General features: G+C 41.4%; 15 protein-coding genes. 10 read left to right on the forward strand and 5 right to left on the reverse strand.

The features are described 5' to 3' along the window. Positions 1–7 precede the first annotated feature (7 nt). Positions 8–1,348 carry an ATP-dependent protease ATP-binding subunit ClpX gene (clpX, locus tag RMX98_RS15625; protein WP_292775233.1) on the forward strand — a complete coding sequence of 447 codons (1,341 nt, stop codon included), beginning with the start codon at positions 8–10 and terminating at the stop codon, positions 1,346–1,348. Positions 1,349–1,469: 121 nt separating this feature from the next. Then, positions 1,470–2,390: an alpha/beta hydrolase gene (locus RMX98_RS15630; RefSeq protein WP_322677437.1), complete on the forward strand. Its 921-nt coding sequence runs from the start codon at positions 1,470–1,472 to the stop codon at positions 2,388–2,390. A 14-nt stretch (positions 2,391–2,404) separates the two neighbouring features. On the opposite strand, the gene RMX98_RS15635 is transcribed toward RMX98_RS15630, so the two are convergent. Together RMX98_RS15635 and RMX98_RS15640 are read right to left on the reverse strand one after the other, a co-directional pair. Further along, entirely contained in the window at positions 2,405–3,604 is a 1,200-nt protein-coding gene (locus RMX98_RS15635; RefSeq protein WP_322677498.1) for an FAD-dependent monooxygenase, read from the reverse strand. A gap of 451 nt (positions 3,605–4,055) precedes the next feature. Further along, the gene (locus tag RMX98_RS15640) at positions 4,056–5,039 is read right to left on the reverse strand and encodes a GntR family transcriptional regulator (RefSeq protein WP_322677438.1); all 984 of its coding nucleotides are present in this window, start codon (positions 5,037–5,039) and stop codon (positions 4,056–4,058) included. 276 nt (positions 5,040–5,315) lie between these two features. Here RMX98_RS15640 and RMX98_RS15645 point away from each other — a divergent pair, with 276 nt between their 5' ends. Both RMX98_RS15645 and RMX98_RS15650 read left to right on the forward strand, forming a co-directional pair. Next, on the forward strand, positions 5,316–6,056 hold the full coding sequence (locus RMX98_RS15645) for a dienelactone hydrolase family protein (protein WP_322677439.1): 741 nt from the start codon (positions 5,316–5,318) through the stop codon (positions 6,054–6,056). A gap of 127 nt (positions 6,057–6,183) precedes the next feature. Continuing rightward, positions 6,184–7,086 (forward strand): S1 RNA-binding domain-containing protein, encoded by a 903-nt coding sequence (locus RMX98_RS15650; RefSeq protein ID WP_322677440.1) that lies wholly within the window; start codon positions 6,184–6,186, stop codon positions 7,084–7,086. Positions 7,087–7,772: 686 nt separating this feature from the next. On the opposite strand, the gene RMX98_RS15655 is transcribed toward RMX98_RS15650, so the two are convergent. Further along, the gene (locus tag RMX98_RS15655; RefSeq protein WP_322677441.1) at positions 7,773–8,687 is read right to left on the reverse strand and encodes a GUN4 domain-containing protein; all 915 of its coding nucleotides are present in this window, start codon (positions 8,685–8,687) and stop codon (positions 7,773–7,775) included. A gap of 671 nt (positions 8,688–9,358) precedes the next feature. Beyond that, entirely contained in the window at positions 9,359–9,547 is a 189-nt protein-coding gene (locus tag RMX98_RS15660; RefSeq protein WP_322677442.1) for a hypothetical protein, read from the reverse strand. Between the two features lie 129 nt (positions 9,548–9,676). Here RMX98_RS15660 and RMX98_RS15665 point away from each other — a divergent pair, with 129 nt between their 5' ends. The 5 genes from RMX98_RS15665 (at position 9,677) to RMX98_RS15685 (ending at position 15,962) form a co-directional block, all read left to right on the forward strand. Then, positions 9,677–10,054, forward strand: coding sequence for a hypothetical protein (locus RMX98_RS15665; RefSeq protein WP_322677443.1), 378 nt, complete (start codon positions 9,677–9,679; stop codon positions 10,052–10,054). A 326-nt stretch (positions 10,055–10,380) separates the two neighbouring features. Continuing rightward, positions 10,381–11,481, forward strand: coding sequence for a fatty acid desaturase family protein (locus tag RMX98_RS15670; RefSeq protein WP_322677444.1), 1,101 nt, complete (start codon positions 10,381–10,383; stop codon positions 11,479–11,481). A 233-nt stretch (positions 11,482–11,714) separates the two neighbouring features. Then, complete coding sequence (locus RMX98_RS15675) at positions 11,715–12,461, forward strand: 16S rRNA (uracil(1498)-N(3))-methyltransferase (RefSeq protein WP_322677445.1); 747 nt, start codon at positions 11,715–11,717, stop codon at positions 12,459–12,461. Between the two features lie 68 nt (positions 12,462–12,529). Then, positions 12,530–13,594, forward strand: a complete 1,065-nt coding sequence (locus RMX98_RS15680) for a tetratricopeptide repeat protein (RefSeq protein ID WP_322677446.1) — start codon at positions 12,530–12,532, stop codon at positions 13,592–13,594. 64 nt (positions 13,595–13,658) lie between these two features. Further along, positions 13,659–15,962, forward strand: coding sequence for an after-VIT domain-containing protein (locus RMX98_RS15685; protein WP_322677447.1), 2,304 nt, complete (start codon positions 13,659–13,661; stop codon positions 15,960–15,962). A gap of 34 nt (positions 15,963–15,996) precedes the next feature. On the opposite strand, the gene RMX98_RS15690 is transcribed toward RMX98_RS15685, so the two are convergent. Further along, positions 15,997–16,545 (reverse strand): hypothetical protein, encoded by a 549-nt coding sequence (locus tag RMX98_RS15690; protein WP_322677448.1) that lies wholly within the window; start codon positions 16,543–16,545, stop codon positions 15,997–15,999. Between the two features lie 648 nt (positions 16,546–17,193). On the opposite strand from RMX98_RS15690, the gene RMX98_RS15695 reads away from it, so the two are divergent. Further along, the gene (locus RMX98_RS15695; protein WP_322677449.1) at positions 17,194–17,829 is read left to right on the forward strand and encodes a triacylglycerol lipase; all 636 of its coding nucleotides are present in this window, start codon (positions 17,194–17,196) and stop codon (positions 17,827–17,829) included. Positions 17,830–17,908 lie beyond the last annotated feature (79 nt).

Below are 17,908 nucleotides of genomic sequence, written 5' to 3' on the forward strand. Positions count from 1 at the left end.
GGCTGGTATGTCTAAGTACGACTCCCATTTGAAATGTTCATTTTGTGGCAAGTCCCAAGAGCAGGTGCGTAAATTAATCGCAGGGCCGGGAGTCTACATCTGCGATGAATGCGTTGACTTGTGTAATGAAATACTAGACGAGGAGTTACTCGATACTAATGGTGCAGCAGCACAACCAGCACCAAGAGCAGAGCCACCTGAAAAACGGCGTACTCACTCTGCTAGTATTTCGTTTAATCAAATACCCAAGCCAAGAGAGATTAAAAAGTATCTCGACGAACACGTTATTGGTCAAGACGAAGCCAAGAAAGTTCTGTCAGTAGCTGTTTACAATCACTACAAGCGGCTGGCAGTCATTCAGTCTAAAGCCAGTGGCAAACCTGGGGCGGATGACGCCATAGAACTGCAAAAGTCCAACATCTTGTTAATTGGCCCGACTGGTTGCGGCAAAACTCTCTTAGCGCAAACTCTAGCGAAAATCCTGGATGTACCCTTTGCCGTAGCCGATGCGACGACGCTGACGGAAGCAGGATATGTGGGAGAAGATGTAGAAAATATCTTGCTGCGACTGTTGCAGGTGGCAGATTTGGATATAGAGGAAGCGCAACGGGGAATTATTTACATTGACGAAATTGACAAAATTGCTCGTAAGAGCGAGAACACGTCAATTACCCGCGATGTTTCTGGCGAAGGCGTGCAGCAAGCCTTGCTGAAAATGTTAGAGGGAACGATCGCCAATGTACCACCCCAAGGAGGGCGAAAGCATCCTTATCAAGACTGCATCCAAATTGATACAAGTAATATTTTGTTCGTCTGTGGTGGTGCCTTCGTAGGCTTAGAAAAAATTGTCGATCAGAGAGTTGGCAAAAAAGCAATCGGCTTTGTGCAGCCAGGAGAAGGCCAATCTAAAGAAAAACGGGCAGCAGACACGCTTCGCCATCTAGAACCGGATGATTTAGTAAAATTTGGCCTGATTCCAGAGTTTATTGGGCGGATGCCAATGGTAGCAGTAGTAGATCCGCTAGATGAAGAAGCGCTGATGGCGATTCTGACTCAACCACGCAGCGCGCTAGTGAAGCAGTACCAAAAACTGCTGAAGATGGATAATGTCCAGTTAGATTTTAAAGCAGATGCTTTACGAGCGATCGCTCAAGAAGCTTACCGCCGTAAAACTGGTGCTAGAGCATTACGTGGTATTGTCGAAGAATTGATGCTGGATGTAATGTATGAGTTACCATCCCGTAAGGATGTGACACGCTGTACAGTTACAAGGGAAATGGTCGAGAAGCGATCGACTGCTGAACTGATAATCCATCCATCTTCACTACCGAAGCCAGAATCAGCTTAATAGTCATTAGTCACTTGTACTGAGCATAGTCGAAGTATTGGTCATTAGTCATTGGTCAAAAAATAAGGAATAATAACCATATACCAGGGACTAATGACAACTGACAAAGGACAAATGACTAATGCCTTATATTAATGTTCGTGGCGTTGAGCATTACTACGAATGGGTGAAAAAAGCATCCGGTTCTTTGGTAAAACCAGTGATGGTTTTCATGCATGGTTGGGCTGGTTCGGCTAGATATTGGCAAAATACTGCTGATGCTTTATCAGAGCAATTTGATTGTTTACTCTACGATATGCGGGGATTTGGCCGTTCCGGTGGAAAACCAACTATCACCCAAGCAAGTGAAGCTGTTGCCGAATCTGAATCCCCACAGGAAGAATCAGAGGCAATCAGAGAGTTAACCTATGAATTAGAGGAATACGCTGATGATTTGGCAGCTTTGCTAGATGGGTTACATATTCAGCGTGTCTATATCAATGCTCATTCTATGGGCGCTTCTGTTGCCACTTTATTTTTTAACCGCTATCCCGAACGAGTAGAACGAGGAATTTTAACTTGTAGCGGCATTTTTGAGTACGATGAAAAATCTTTTAGTGCTTTTCATAAATTTGGTGGCTATGTAGTGAAATTCCGTCCCAAGTGGTTAAGCAAAATTCCATTTGTTGACCGGATGTTTATGGCCAGATTTCTGCATAGTTCCATACCACATTCTGAGCGGCAAGCTTTTTTGGAAGATTTTCTCGAAGCAGATTACGATGCGGCTTTAGGAACAATTTTTACTTCAGTCAGTAAGGCTCAATCTGAAGTGATGCCGCAAGAGTTTGCCAAGTTAACAGTGCCGACTCTGCTTGTGGCGGGGGAGTATGACAAGATTATTCCAGCCGAGATGGGTCGTCAAGCGGCTGCATTGAATGACAAAGTGGAATTTGTGATGATTCCTAACACAGCCCATTTCCCAATGTTGGAAGATGCCCCAACTTATCTGCAACGAATACAAGAATTTTTGCAAATTAACACGCCAAAACCACAAGTGGGATAACTACTGGCAATTTTTTAGACACTTAAGTGTACCTGTGTGATACCTTGACGCATTTTATATTGTCGCCTTAACCAAGACTTTTTAATTATTTTACGGAGTAAGGGGGCAAGTTGAATCAACAGCGATCGCACCAGTGCATTTTTTCGCAGTAGTTCGCCTTGTTTAGCTTCTTCTAACTGGAGTTGCTGGGCGCGGATTATTTCTGGCTGACGTTCTGCTTGGATATGCAATAGTGCCATGTCAATATCCTGGTGTCCAGCTTCTTTTTGCAAAAGTGGCACAAGATGATTAGCAGCGACAATCACATCACGGAATGCAAGATTAATTCCTTGGGCACGGACGGGAGACATTGGGTGTGCAGCGTCGCCTAGAAGTAATACCCCTGGTGCGTGCCATTGGGGACAATAACCAACCACAACAGAGAGCCGAATCGGAGATTCGATGGTGTCTGCATGATTACGGAAATGTTCTGCTAGCCATGAGGGTGATAGTGAGGCAAAAATCTCTGCCCAGTTGGCTTGTTTGGAGTCAGTATTTTCGGTTGCCGACATCACCCAAGCCAGATGTAGTTTTCCTGATTCTGCTCCATGAAAAATGGTAAATACGCGATCGCCATTTACAATAGTACGAAACACATTATCGGCTGCAAACTCCGGGCTGGCGGCAAGTTTAAACCAAAGAATATCAATATTTTTGGGCTGGCGTACCAATTCCAAGCCTATACGTTGACGCACAAGAGAATTTCGACCATCTGCCCCAATCACTAGGTCAGCTTTAAGTTCTCTCCCATCGCTCAGTACTACACCTGCGACACGTTGATTAGTCCACAGCAAATCCTTGACCAGAACACCCTGAATGAATTCAAACCCATGATTGGTTTGAGCTGACGAAATCAGTGCTTTGAGCAGTGGTGGTTGTGAAACCAGTGTACAGGGTCGGGTTGCTCCCATTGGTTCATCAACTCGAAACAACTGCTTGTCCCCGATAATGAATTCCCACGCGTCGAGTTGCCGATGGGGAATATGTTCCAACAAGGCTGATATACCCATTTCCTCTAGAGCATCTAAGCCACTGGGCATTAATCCCTCGCCGCGAAATACACGATGAAAGTCTTTTGCTGCTTCAATTAACGTTACAGCAATACCACGTTTTACAAGAAGCAGGGCAAGGGTTACACCTGTTGGGCCTGCGCCCACAATCACAATCTGCACTATCCTATCCCTCCTGTATCAGTTGTTCTCAAAGATGTTGGTAAAATTATCAAACAGAATTCAGGAGTCAGGAGCCAGAATTCAGAATTGAATTCTGTGCGACTGGCGGATGAATAAACTGCGTTTTTGCACCCCTACAAAACAAGAAATTTTGGTGGTGCAACAAAACAGTTGCGGGTCTGAATCCCCCACTGATTGCATTCTGACCGGAGCTAACGGAAACGTCTCCGGCTTTGCTCCTGAATTCTGACCAAGACAATTTTAGATTTTAGATTTTGGATTTTGGATTCAACTCAAAATCTGAAATCTAAAAAAGGTTTCAAGCCTCTTTCTAAATGGAGAATATTTCCAAAAATCATCATTGAAGCCTCTTCTTTAAAGGAGAGGTTAATCCAAAATCGTAAATCCAAAATCCAAAATCGACGTGACTTCTGAATTCTTCTTCAACTTGAGATTAACTTAAACCCAGTTCTCGTTTTAGCAAGTTAATCGAGTTAGCGCCGATATAATTTTCCACCTTAATCAGCTTTGGTGGACGAATAATATCTTCATCAGATGCTTGCACGGCTGCTTGCACTGCTGCAAAACTCGCTTGGTCACTTATAATTACCTCAGCCCGTTTAACCATTGCCTGAAGTTTGTAAGCATCTTTTGGTTGCGAAGTCATTACCAGTAGTTCATCGCCCCGCAAACCGTGGAGGATGACTTCTGCGGCTCGTGCAATCCCGGAACTGAGGCTAACTATCCCAACACAGTTTTCTTTTGGTAGAGTTTTTAAGAGGCTGAGTTCTTTGCTGTAGTCGTAGATATCGAGAGGAATCACCCGTGCAGCTTTTGGAGCTGCGATCGCTTCCACATTACTGATAAAATATCGACTGGTGACGACTGTCGCAGAGGTAGTTTTATCTAACACAGCAGTTAACTCTTCCATTGCTACCAACTGCACTGGAATTTTTAGCGATCGCTCTAATTCATACACCATCAACTCCCCAGCACCCATATCATAAGATGGAACTGCAACCAATACCCGCGCACTACAACGCAAGCGCCAGTCGATTTCCGCTAAAAATAGCTCTCTAGCTTGATTCAGCGTACATCCTTGAGAAAGCAACTCATCAAGTGCTTGCTGGACAACTTGATATGCATCAGGATTTTGTTTGAGAATTGGTGATTGCAGCCTACTACCGCCCTCATGACCTTGGGCACGAACATAAATACCCGAACCAGCCATACTTTCAACAAATCCGTCTTCCTCTAGTTGACGGTAAACCTTACTTATGGTATTACGGTGCAACCCTGTTTGCATTGCCAACGCCCGTGTGCTTGGTAATTTGTAAGCAGGGGGATATTGCCGAGAAGCGATCGCAAATCGGATTTGATTAAACAGCTGGGTTGATGCGGGAATTTCGCTGTCTGGCTGAATACGGAATTGAATCATCAGCAAACCTCCTGAATACTAAGTGCTAATGAGTACTGAGTTTTGAGTATTAAGTGTTGCTTTTATACTCAACACTTTTAACTTAGCCTCCTTTTGTGACCAGCTACATTTGCTACATCTCAAATATGTTTATTTACATATAAAGTTTTTCTGATAGAAATTTCTAATGCGCTCACTATTGGTTATTGATAATTTAATTAGAAAAAAGCTAGGCATACTGGCATAGTTATATCAAATAAACACACGGCTAATCACATAGCACTGGTAAAAATTATTATGACAGAGCAAGCAACAAGTACCACAACGGTTAATCTTTTGCAAGATAATATTCAAGTATCTGCTTATCTTGCAGAGCCAAAAGAACCTGGCTCTTACCCAGGAGTTGTAGTATTACAGGAAATTTTTGGTATCAACGCTCACATTCGGGAAGTTACAGAACGAATTGCCAAACTTGGGTATGTAGCGATCGCACCTGCACTTTTTCAACGGATTGCTCCTGGCTTTGAAACTGGATACACACCCGAAGATATTGAAACGGGCAGAAGTTACGCCATGCAAACTCAAGCCTCAGAGTTATTGAGCGATATTCAACTAGCAATTGACTACCTCAAAAATCTGCCTCAAGTGAAAAAAGATGGTTTTGGCTGTATTGGCTTCTGCTTTGGCGGTCATGTCGCATATCTTGCAGCCACCTTGCCAGATATTAAAGCTACGGCTTCCTTCTACGGTGCTGGAATTACCACCCGCACGCCGGGAGGCGGCGCTCCTACTGTCACTCGCACTAGAGAAATTCCAGGTACTCTCTATGCCTTTTTTGGTGCAGAAGATGCTAGCATCCCAACCGAACAAGTAGATGAGATTGCAACAGAGTTAGAAAAATATAAAATTCCTCATCGTGTGTTTCGCTACGATGGAGCTGATCACGGATTTTTCTGCGACCACCGTGCCAGTTATAATCCTAAAGCTGCGACCGATGCTTGGGAGCAAGTAAAACAACTCTTTGGTCAACTAAACTGAAGCATACGCACCCAAGTTCGTCATTGGTCATTGGTCATTGGTGAATACAAAAGACAAATGACAAATGACAAATGACAATTTAAACTTCAGTTGCACCATATCAAATAACAACTAATCTTCAAAAGTCATGAATTCCGAATCGAAACTTTCTCAAACAGCCAATTCGCCCTTTACAATGGACGATTTTGCCAAAGCACTAGAAAAACACGACTACCAATTTCAAAAGGGACAGCTTGTAAATGGCAAAGTGTTCCAACTTGACCATGATGGAGCTTATGTTGATATTGGTGGCAAGTCGTCAGCTTTTCTGCCGCGCGATGAGGCTTCTTTGAGAGCAGTTACCGATTTATCGGAAGTGCTGCCATTGCAAGAGGAAATGCAATTTTTGATTATCCGAGATCAGGATGCAGAAGGGCAAGTCACCCTTTCTCGAAAGCAGTTGGAAATTCAGCATATCTGGGAACGACTGACCGAAATGCAGGAAAATGCTCAGACTGTGCAAGTACGGGTTATAGGTGTGAATAAAGGTGGTGTCACTGTCGATATTCTTTCTTTGCGGGGATTTATCCCGCGATCGCACCTGGCAGAGCGTGATAATTTAGATGCACTCAAAGGTCAAAATCTGACCGTGGGCTTTTTGGAAATTAATAAAAACACCAACAAACTCATTCTTTCTCAGCGTTTAGCAACTCGTTCTAGCAACTTCAGCTTATTAGAACTAGGTCAACTGGTGGAAGGTAAAGTTACTGGCATCAAACCTTTTGGTGTGTTTGTCGATTTAAGTGGGATGAGCGCCTTACTTCATATCAAGCAAGTAAGCCAGAAATTTATTGATTCTTTAGAAAAAGTATTTCAAGTTGGTCAGCCAATTAAAGCTGTAATTATTGACTTGGATGAAGGTAAAGGACGGGTTGCTCTTTCTACCAGAGTTTTGGAAAACTTCCCTGGCGAAGTGCTAGAAAATTTCGATGAGGTGATGGCTTCAGCTGAGGCGCGTGCTAATAGAGCTAATAACAAAGCTGCTGAATAGTTTTGAAGTGGGCTGTTTGCACAAAGCGTTTAAATCCCCCTGCATTTATAAAGATGTGGGGGGATTTTAAATTGATAAAACTTTATCCAAATTTCTTTCTATCCCTCTTCTGTCACTCTCCGAAAACTTTTGCCATTTCTGAATTCTAGAGCTTTTGTATAGCCTGCGATCGCGCGATTATTTTCTAATAACAAATACAAGACCGATTTTTTTCTAACAGTATAGCTTGTATTGATTGCCTCATAAGGTTTATAGCGATCGCCTTCCCGGAGAGTGACAGAAGAGGGATAGCTTTTGGCTGGAAATGTGGGTAAAACAAGAATTTCAGTCAGCTTTAGATGACTTGGCTATGAGCCACAGAATTTATTCTGAGGCGGACGTGTGGGCAATGCCAACATTTTGCAATGATCAAATACCTTAATCCACAATCTCACATTTGAATTCATCACCCGCCATAGGTTAGAAACCTACGGCTAATAGTGAAAGTCCTCTCAAGAGGACTAAACAATAATTTATCTTACTTTATGACTTGCTCACCCCGAAATTTTCAACCTGGATTTTGTCATTACATCATCACTCAATTACTATCAACCCACAGTGCCAGGTATCGGATCTGTGAAATGTTGATTAACTCGTAGAAAACTAACCTGCTACAAATATTTATAAAAGTCTGAAGTTTTTAAATGTTATATTTCACAAGTCTCGACGCGACAAAAGAATCCCAACCCCAAAACCTCAAAACCCTCAAATATCCAATGAACTCTCCAACACAAGGGGAGGTGTCCCTCAGGTGCTAAATTTACATCAGAGTCATCAAACAAGTTTTGTTTCACTCTCCATCCTACGCGATCACCAAATTTATCCCAAGCTTCTCCATAATATTTACCGTCAGCCTTCCCACCAACGCTCAGATAAATTTTCTGCTGAACGCTAAAGCCAAAGCGCCCATTGCTATATATTACCCACAGTTGGTCAATGGTGCGTAAGTCAGTACAGGGAAAATTATTGATAGATTCGGTATCAAACCAGCCTTCCTTTTCCCTGCTAGATGCTTTGAGCATAACAGCTAAAGTTTCCTCATCCGCTTCTTTCCACTTGCCTGCTGCTAGCAAATCTCGTAATTGCGTGTAGTCTACTCCCTTTTCAGAACTGAGGTTATCAGCTTGAACTTCTGTTATGGGTTTTTCTTGGGTAATACCCCACTTTAAATTGTCTAAAGCCTGAGTATCGTTGATTCCATTGGTAAAGTTTACCCAATGCAGTTGCTTAAGAAAGTCCAAATCGTCGGGAATTCCTGCCACTCCTGGTAGCAAGACGGGAATTACAGGGATATCTGCTTCCACAAGTTTGCCGATAAGCGATCGCAATTCCATCATTTGCCATTTTCCTAATCCTGTAGGCCCAATGAAGATAGCGGCGGATTTAACACTTTGAATTGCCCTTTGGATATAATCTTGAAACGGTCGTCCCGGTGGAATTTGCTCTTCATCTAACCACGGTTTTAAACCACATCGCTTCAGTTCATTGGCGATCGCTCTTACTTGTGCTTTATCCTGACTATTGTGAGCCAGGAAAACATCAAATTGCGCTTGGCTGCTCATTTACAAGTCCCTTTTGTTATCCCTTCACACCAGCAATAATTGCCAACGCATATACTTACAGTAAAAAGCAACTAAACCTGAGATATTAGTACTAATTTAACCCCTAACGAAGGTCATTCGCGGCTATACAATCTTCGGACTAATGAAAAATATATTGCTTCTAAGTTTATATGCAATATACTCTGACCTCACTTCCATTCCTCTCTCCTAAGAGGAGAGAGGCTTTGAGTTTTACTCCCCTTCCCTTGTAGGGAAGGGGCTGGGGGTTAGGTCTGTATTGAACTTATTACTAGTTAATGCACCGAAAAAATTGATCAAGTCGAATTTAATCAGCAAAATGACATTTGACTTACTCAAAAGAAGCTTTTACTTTCTCAAAAGCTGCTTTTACTTTCTCATTTTGGTGTTTTCCGCAAGCAAAATGAGCTTTTACTTATTCAAAAGCTGCTTTTACTTTCTCATTTTGGTGTTTTCTGCAAGCAAAATGAGCTTTTACTTACTCAAAAGCTGCTTTTGCTTTCTCATTTTGGTGTTTTCCGCAAGCAAAAGCTGTGTTTACTTTCTCATTTTGGTGTTTTCCGCAAATAACTAAGCATGTTACTTTCTCAATATGCTTGATTGCTGATTCATCTCAGTAATTCACACACTCGTTACAAACTATCTCTTTAACATTACTTCTCTTTATCTTTATCTAATGCTTCCTGAATCGCACGACGGCAAAATTCTGGAGGATCATCTTTGGTAGATAGTTCTTCCTTCATAGTTTTTGTGACACGTAAATTAAGACGCTCACTTAAAGATTCTTCCCTCTCTGATTTAAATGGTTTTAAATTTTCTGAATGACCTTTAGGGTTAGGCATTTATGTAGAAATATAAATATAAGTTGAATCACTGGTAGGCAGCAGATTAAATTGTTTTTTGATGGTTGCTACAACTTGCCGGAAGTACAACCACCAATATCCAATTTCAAAAATGGACACTACTATTTTATGTTCACGCGTTCCGAACTTGAAATCAAGACTATTAAAGAATTACGCGATTTGTGTCGTAGATATGGCATCAAACCAACTGGGAATGCAGGATACAAAACCTCGTACATCGTAACTCTGATGGCATTTCCATTTTTAGCGCTGCAACAAATGAAGCAAGGTAGAGGGTTAAAATTCCCTAACTTTAACGCTATCCAGGTAATTAGTTCTGCTATAGATGAGATGAATTCACCCACAGATGAGCAAGCAGCACTAATTAGGATAACGCTGGAGGGCAGGAAAATGAGCTATCCTGACCGATACGACCAGGAGAACCTGCTCAATTTGCACAAGGCTAAGATGTCGCTTGAACAAGTTATCAACTTGTTGAGCCAGTAAAACTAATCTCATGAAACTATCCCCTGCATCTACAAAGATGTGGGGGGATTGCAAATTAAGAAAGCTTTTCATAGATTATGACCTTTTGGCTCTGGCTGGAAATGCGGTTAAAACAATAATTTTAGCCAGCCTCGGATTATGAGCCTCAGAATAAATTCTGAGGCATACTTGTGGGCGATGCCAAAATTCTCCAATAGGTCTATTGTAAAAATATTGTGTGGTATATTTAGACTTTTATCTATTGTAAATTTAATCGTTCAATTTTAAAAACGCTACAATTTACCGCAAAACTTCACTCAGCTAAATTATCTACACGACGATTATTTATGAATGTTAGTACCGAGCCAAAACTGATTCATCAGAAAATATATGCGAAAGAATTACGTTCCGTGATGCCACTGGAAGCATTTATCCCCGATCCAAGTAAGTTAATTATCTTGTTTATTAATCTGGCAATTTTGATTCTAGGCTGGATGATAGCGGCTCGGTTAGATTGTTGGTCGCCATACCTTTTATGGCTTTATCTACCTTTAAGTGTAATTATGGGCAATAGCGTGGTTGTCTTACTATTTAGCACCCACGATTTGATGCATGGTAGTGTAATTAAAAATCCCCGGTTAACCTATATAATTAGCTTTTTAGGGCTAACAATGTTGTGGATGCCACCAACTTTATGGAAAGCAGTTCATAACCGAGTACATCATAATCATACTAATGATTTGAGCGACCCAGATCGTAACTACTTATATGAACAATCTTCAACTTGGGGAAAATGGATTCAGGATTTATTTGTGCCTTCGACTGAAGTCAATCCTATATGGTTCATAGTGGGAATGACTTCTGCTTGGGGAGTACATACTTTTCGCAATTTAACATCTGTACTATTTTTCAATCAGAAATCTGTCGATTATGTTCCGGCTGCATTTACAGTCGGTACTAAAGATCGGCGAGCGATCGCAGGGGAATTATTAATGATGATAATGATTCATCTGAGTATCCTCATCTATCTCCAATTTGAACCCATAAAGATCATACTTGGTTACTTTTTACCGATTGCAATTGGTTATGGTGGAGTAATTTTTTATATTTATACAAATCATTTACTTTGTCGGATGACTAGCGTTAACGATCCACTGATTAATAGTATGTCTCTCCGGGTTTATAAAATATTTGACTTGTTGCATTTAAATTTTTCTCATCACACTGAACATCACATTTTTCCAGGGATGAACTCTGATTACTATGTTATAGTTAGAGATTTGTTAGAAACTAACTATTCTGAAACATTTAATTTATTGGATGTTGGAGAAGCTTGGTATTTACTGTTAAAAACTCCCCGACATTACAAAGATGAAAATACTCTTACAGACTGGTCAGGGAAAAAGTCTGTTGATTGTCCGACAAGCGACATTAAACAGGAGGAATGAACACACGAGCAGCAAAAGCGAAGATTCGTTTGCTCATTGTTAAGATATTAACTAGCAAAATCAGGCTATATGCGCTAGAGGCACAAAGCAAAGTAATTATTAAAAACTAAAACATAAAAATATGTTTTTCCCAACAATTTTATTGACTTTGTTTGCCTTTGAGGAATAAATTGACCAAAGCTCAAAAAGTTAGCAAAAACTAGTGTCTACTACTAAGTAAAATCTCCAATCTCATGTCTCAACTGCAAAGAATTGCGATCGCACCTTCCCAACTCCAGCAAGGGCAAATTTTACTCACCAAAGAACAACAGCATTATTTGGGGCGTGTGCTGCGCTTACGTGAAGGCGATCGCTTTATTGCAATGGATGGTAGAGGAGAATGGTGGTTAGCACAGCTTACAGGAGAACAAGCACAGGTTTTAGAACCGCTTTTAGTAGAAACTGAATTACCTGTAGCAATTACGTTAATGGTGGCGTTGCCCAAAGGTAATGGATTTGATGAAGTAGTGCGATGTTGCACAGAGTTGGGAGTAGCTTGTATTGCACCAGTATTGAGCGATCGCACTTTGCTTCATCCTAGTCCTCAAAAGCTCGAACGCTGGCGGCGCATCGCTACAGAAGCCGCCGAGCAATCAGAGCGCTCTTTTGTGCCTACAATTTTAGAACCTGTTGCTTTTAATACGGGTTTGTCATTAGTTATTGGTGATTTGTCTGCAAACAACCAGCAATATATCTGTGTAGCGCGTGGTGAGTTTCCTCATTTAAAAGATTGCTTACAGCAGAAAAGACAAATGACAAGTGACATAGGACAAGAAGCAATAGTCATTGCTACTGGGCCAGAAGGCGGATGGACACCACAAGAAATTGAAAATGCGAAGTTAGCTGGATTTCAACCTGTTTCCCTTGGTCGCCGCATCCTGAGAGCAGTTACAGCCCCAGTAGTAGCATTATCACTGATTACCGCAAGCTGTGAAGTATAAATGATTTATAGCTCACGCAAAAGTTATTTTGCGTGAGACATCACTCCAGCCTGCATTAAAAGTAAGTGATGATTGAGCAAGTTGCGATCGCTTTTGAGCAAAAAGACTATCAAACAGCTGCTAAATTACTCAAACAGCTGCAAAAAGAATCACCCGAAAATCCTTGGGTACAATATTATCTCGGTCGGCTACATGAAGTATCTAAAAAGCGCCAAGATGCAGAAAAAATTTATCGGCAACTGCTGCGAGATACAAGAAGTACCAAAATACTGACGCTTGCACGTGAAGGTTTGCGACGGCTACAAGAAATGCAGCTAGAAGAAAGACAAAGAGCTATTTCTCAAGCAACAGCCGAAGCCAATAGCACTGAACTTGGCGTACTAGTATTAGAGCCACTCAGTAACGAACTTAAAACAGAAGCGTCTCGAAAATTCGCCCAGATTATGCAGCTAGACCCCTACACTGCACGACTGATACTGCCAAGTCGTGGGTGGAGGTTGTACCGTACTGGTCAAGTCGGAGAACTAAAATTTTATGGCAAACAGTTACAGCAAGCTGGTATTCCTTGCTTTTGGGCCAGAATAGCTCAAATTCAGCAAATTCAAGTTTATCAAGTCAAATATTTCCAAGCATCTACTCCACAAGCTACTGTTGTTTGCCGCAATGAGGTAAATCAACTTGGTTCTCTCACCTTTGACTGGTCAGAAGTCACAGCAAGAGTAGTGGGACTGTTGCCCATTTTTGAACAAGTTATAGATGTTGATGCCCGCCATAAACTGGAATGGAAAACTCAAACACAAGACTATGCTCAGTTTTGTGATTTACACCTACCTGGTAGACGTTGTATTCTGCGACTTTATGATAACGGTTATGAATTTCAGCAAGGTTTAGAAATCATTCCCCAACCTAGCCAAAATACAATCAGAATTAATTGGAATAGCTTATCAAGTTGGATTGACCAGCAACTACCTCAAGTTAAAATCTGGTCAGATTTCACGCCCTTTGCAGATACAACATTAGATCAAACAGAAATGCTGAGTCATATCAAGTCTCACATTGATCTGTTTCGTAGGGAACAGACTAATTGGGACTCAGCTTTTCATTTATATAGTGGGTTAGTGTTTGTTAAATAATTCACCATCCAAAATCCAAAATAGTATAAATTCACAAATCAAATAGGAGTGTTATATCAAATCTATGAATACAGTAAGTGCTAAAAACCAACAGGTGGGGGGTTTATACGTTCAATCCCCTCAAGGAGAGCAGCTAGTTTTTCCGCTCAAACACACAGAAGTTATAGCAAAAATTGCAGGTAACTTATCACGAGTTGAAGTTATTCAAAGCTTTGAAAATCCCTTCACGCAGCCTTTAGAAGCTGTGTATATCTTTCCGTTACCTGATGAGGCGGCGGTGGATGATATGGAAATCAAAATAGGCGATGCCTTCGGCAACCCCTCCGGTGTACGCATCATCAAAGGTAATATTAAAAAACGTGAAGAAGCTGTAGCCATCTACGAAAAGGCAAAACAAGAAGGACGCACAGCCGGACTTCTTGAACAGGAACGAGACAACATTTTCACGCAATCTCTGGCTAACATCAAACCTGGTGAACAAATTGATGTCACAATTCGTTACACTGAAAGTTTAAAATTTCAGGCGGGAAGCTATGAATTTGTTTTCCCGATGGTGGTGGGGCCAAGATATATTCCGGGAATACCGATAGATGGTAGTGGTGATACAGACCAAGTTCCTGATGCTTCCCGCATTACACCGCCTGTGGTTTTAGAAGGAATGCGTTCACGTCATAATATCAATGTCACAGTAGAAATTGACGCAGGTTTGCCAATTTCTCAAGTGCGTTCTCCTTCCCATCAATTAAATATTGAACACTCCGGTGAAATTGTGCGGATTCAATTAGCTGGAGAAGATACAATTCCCAACAAAGATTTAATTCTCCGCTATCAAGTTTCTGGTCAAGAAACTCAATCCACAGTATTAACCCAAGCCGACGATTGCGGCGGACATTTTGCAATATATCTGATTCCAGCTTTGGAATATTCCACGGATGAGATTGTCGCCAAAGATGTTGTATTTTTGGTGGATACTTCCGGTTCCCAATCTGGCGATCCGTTGCAAAAGTGTCAAGAATTGATGCGGCGATTTATCAATGGGTTGAATCCCAACGATACTTTCACAATTATCGATTTTTCCGATAGAGTCAGACAGCTATCACCAACACCTCTGCCGAATACACCAGAAAATCGTGCCCAAGCGATCGCTTACATTAACAAATTACGAGCTGCTGGCAGTACAGAAATGCTCAATGGCATTCGTACAGCTATAAATTTCCCCACACCAACCGGAAGATTACGCAGCGTTGTACTCTTAACCGATGGCTACATCGGCAACGAAAATGAGATTTTAGCAGAAGTACAACAGCACCTCCAACCAGGAAATCGCCTTTACAGTTTCGGTGCTGGTAGTTCAGTCAACCGTTTTTTACTAAATCGCATCGCCGAAATTGGCCGAGGAATATCTAAAGTTATTCGTCATGATGAACCCACGGAAGAAGTTGCCGAAAAGTTTTACAGGCAAATAAACAATCCTGTACTCACGAATATTCAAATTTCTTGGCAAGGTGACACAGAATCGCCTGTGATTTACCCAAAGGTAGCGCCTGATTTATTCAGCGAACAACCATTAGTTTTGTATGGTCGTAAACAAGATAGAGCAGATGGAAATCTGCAAATCTCCGGCATTGCTGCGGGCAGTAAACAGTATGAAAAAACGTTTCACCTCAAATTTGATGAAACAGGAAATCTTGCTGTAGCACAGCTATGGGGACGTGCTTGCATCAAAGATTTGATGAATCAAATGGTGAGCTTTGAAACTAAAGCTGGTGTAGAAGCAGTTACAGAAACAGCCTTAACTTATCAACTGCTCTCTCAATACACTGCTTTTGTTGCTGTCAGTGATGACGTGCGAGTTGAACCAGGAAGCGAATATGTATCTATGCAGATGCCAGTAGAAATGCCGGAAGCAGTTAGTTACGAAGGAGTGTTTGGCAATGCTCCGGCTGGTGGTTTTGCGCCTCCAATGGAATTCTTAACCTTATCAGCGCCAGCCTCAGCAGAAGCTCCAGATTTTCTCCGGCAAAGGCGACCATCAAAGCAAAAAAAATCAGCACCGCGATCGCCAAAATTAGCAGCGCCCATTTCTTACCAGTTAGAAGTTATCAGCGCAACTGGCTTAGATGAAGCAGAAATTGCTGACCTAACCCAACACCTTCAACAATTAAACTTTCCTTCCGGCTTCAGTGGTGAAATCGTCTTTGAGTTCACCGTCAACAATAGTCGGGTAGGAGGGATAGTGTTGGATGAAAAAGCCTCAACTTTAAAAGATGCAGTTGTAGTGGAGAAAATTAAGCGATCGCTCCTACTTTGGAGAGTTCCTCGATCTACAACTGGCAAAGTCATCTTAACCTTGCATCTTCACGTTTAACTTCTAGAGACCGTAAATTTACGGTCTCTACAAACTACTTATTAGGGGTTTTAACCTGACGTGCTAGTTCTAGATAAGCACTCATATTCGCCCCTGGACGGCGACGACCATTAGAGCTAGTAGCCGAAGGAGCAAGATATTTTGGTGCAAAGGTTGTTTCTTTTGGCTCCTCTTTGAGGACTTTGGCTGCTGCGGCTTTTGCCTTTTTGCCTGGTTCAACTTTAAGACCTTCAGCAGTCTGAACAAGCGTAACATCAGGTGGTTTAGGATTGTTAGCTGATTTTTCCTTAGTTTTTTTAGCTGCGGCGGTTTTTGTTCCGTTTAATGAAGCTGGCTTGGATGCTTCTGGTGCTTCTGGTGCTTTTGGTGCTTCTGATGCAACTGTCTCTGCTACTTTCTTAGCACTTGATGCAACGGTCTCTGCTACTTTCTTCACGTTCGATGCTACCTCTTGAGCAGCATCTTTGGCAGCATCTTTGGCTTCGTCCAATTCTAAGAAGTAGCCGCTACCTTTCTTCTTTTTTGGTAACAGCCCGGTAATGAAACCCACAATACCTGAAATTAACTTTTTGATAAAATCCATTACAAATTACTCCTGCCTGTTATAGTTGAAACTCGACCGTAATTTTTAATAATTACGACAAAATGTTACATTTTCTGCTTTGCGTCACTCCGTTTTGGTGACAACCCTTATAGCCTTGTGCTTAATCAACATTGTAGTAAAACTACAGGGCAAATGTTTTCTTGCAGGCATTTGCAACCTATATATATCAAGAACTAATTATTAAATTTTACTGTAACTAAGAGCAAGATTCTGAAAGCAAGCTTTACAAAATTTAACATTTCTTTTTTTTATAAATACTTATTGAATTGAAACAAGCAGCTTACTCTCAACCAGTGGGAGGAGTGTCATAGTCTATTGGCAGACAGAGATGGAGTTAAGTTAAATTTTATACAATCTACATTCAAAAGCATTTCAGTTTTGCAAAAATATCTTTTAAAGAATCCGAAAAGCAATAGCTTCAGTTTGTAGAGCAGTAAGTAAGTAGACGCAATTAAATCGAACTATGTAAAGTTTTGTATGGGTAAAGGGACTCATGTTAAAGGGGAAAGGTTTTTCCCTTTTCCCCTTACCCTTTACCCTTCTTAATATAGTTATATTTATTTCCGTCAGCTTACTTATATACCTACAAAAGTCAAATACACCTCTGAATTTAGCTAGATTTTGTAAATGAATATTGAAAATCAACAGCGCAATCCTGTTTTGTTAATACACGGGATTGACGATACGAGGGCAGTTTTCCATAAAATGGCGGTTGACTTAGTATTACAGGGTTGGTCTGTACATTCCCTGAATCTTGTACCGAATAATGGTGATGTAGGTCTTGATGAATTAGCAAAACAGGTAGCAGATTATGTTACGGCTACCTTTGCGCCAGAACAACGCCTAGATTTAGTAGGCTTCAGCATGGGAGGAATTGTCAGTCGTTACTATGTCCAGCGACTGGGAGGAATTAACCGCGTGCAGAGGTTTATCACCATTTCTTCACCCCATCATGGAACTGTAGTTGCTTATGGTTCCCGGCGTCCTGGTTGCATACAAATGCGTCCCGACAGCATTTTTCTCAAGGATTTAAATTCTGATGCTGTAATCTTGGGGCAGCTAGATTTTACATCTATCTGGACACCTTATGATTTAATGATTGTCCCAGCGAATAGTTCACAAATGCCCGTAGGACGCGAAGTTATAGTACCAGTTGCCCTACATCCTTGGATGCTGACAGACTCCAGAAGTTTAGCAGTAGTCAAAGCAGCTTTAACAGAGCCTATCAAGCTACCCTTGCTCAATAAAAAATCCAGTCAGTAACTAGAACGCTTGCCATGCTGGATTTATTCACCATTAATTACGAATTACGAACTTGTACTGAGTTTCGACTACGCGGTAA

This window comes from Nostoc sp. DedQUE02 (assembly GCF_034531035.1).
Lineage (GTDB): Bacteria > Cyanobacteriota > Cyanobacteriia > Cyanobacteriales > Nostocaceae > Nostoc.

Excerpts from the sequence above, each read along its gene's own strand:
- clpX (WP_292775233.1), top strand. The coding sequence starts at position 8 with ATGTCTAAGTACGACTCCCATTTGAAATGTTCATTTTGTGGCAAGTCC.
- RMX98_RS15630 (WP_322677437.1), top strand. The coding sequence starts at position 1,470 with ATGCCTTATATTAATGTTCGTGGCGTTGAGCATTACTACGAATGGGTG.
- RMX98_RS15640 (WP_322677438.1), bottom strand. The coding sequence starts at position 5,039 with ATGATTCAATTCCGTATTCAGCCAGACAGCGAAATTCCCGCATCAACC.
- RMX98_RS15690 (WP_322677448.1), bottom strand. The coding sequence starts at position 16,545 with ATGGATTTTATCAAAAAGTTAATTTCAGGTATTGTGGGTTTCATTACC.
- RMX98_RS15665 (WP_322677443.1), top strand. The coding sequence starts at position 9,677 with ATGTTCACGCGTTCCGAACTTGAAATCAAGACTATTAAAGAATTACGC.
- RMX98_RS15685 (WP_322677447.1), top strand. The coding sequence starts at position 13,659 with ATGAATACAGTAAGTGCTAAAAACCAACAGGTGGGGGGTTTATACGTT.
- RMX98_RS15675 (WP_322677445.1), top strand. The coding sequence starts at position 11,715 with ATGTCTCAACTGCAAAGAATTGCGATCGCACCTTCCCAACTCCAGCAA.
- RMX98_RS15655 (WP_322677441.1), bottom strand. The coding sequence starts at position 8,687 with ATGAGCAGCCAAGCGCAATTTGATGTTTTCCTGGCTCACAATAGTCAG.
- RMX98_RS15670 (WP_322677444.1), top strand. The coding sequence starts at position 10,381 with ATGAATGTTAGTACCGAGCCAAAACTGATTCATCAGAAAATATATGCG.
- RMX98_RS15650 (WP_322677440.1), top strand. The coding sequence starts at position 6,184 with ATGAATTCCGAATCGAAACTTTCTCAAACAGCCAATTCGCCCTTTACA.
- RMX98_RS15645 (WP_322677439.1), top strand. The coding sequence starts at position 5,316 with ATGACAGAGCAAGCAACAAGTACCACAACGGTTAATCTTTTGCAAGAT.
- RMX98_RS15660 (WP_322677442.1), bottom strand. The coding sequence starts at position 9,547 with ATGCCTAACCCTAAAGGTCATTCAGAAAATTTAAAACCATTTAAATCA.
- RMX98_RS15680 (WP_322677446.1), top strand. The coding sequence starts at position 12,530 with ATGATTGAGCAAGTTGCGATCGCTTTTGAGCAAAAAGACTATCAAACA.
- RMX98_RS15695 (WP_322677449.1), top strand. The coding sequence starts at position 17,194 with ATGAATATTGAAAATCAACAGCGCAATCCTGTTTTGTTAATACACGGG.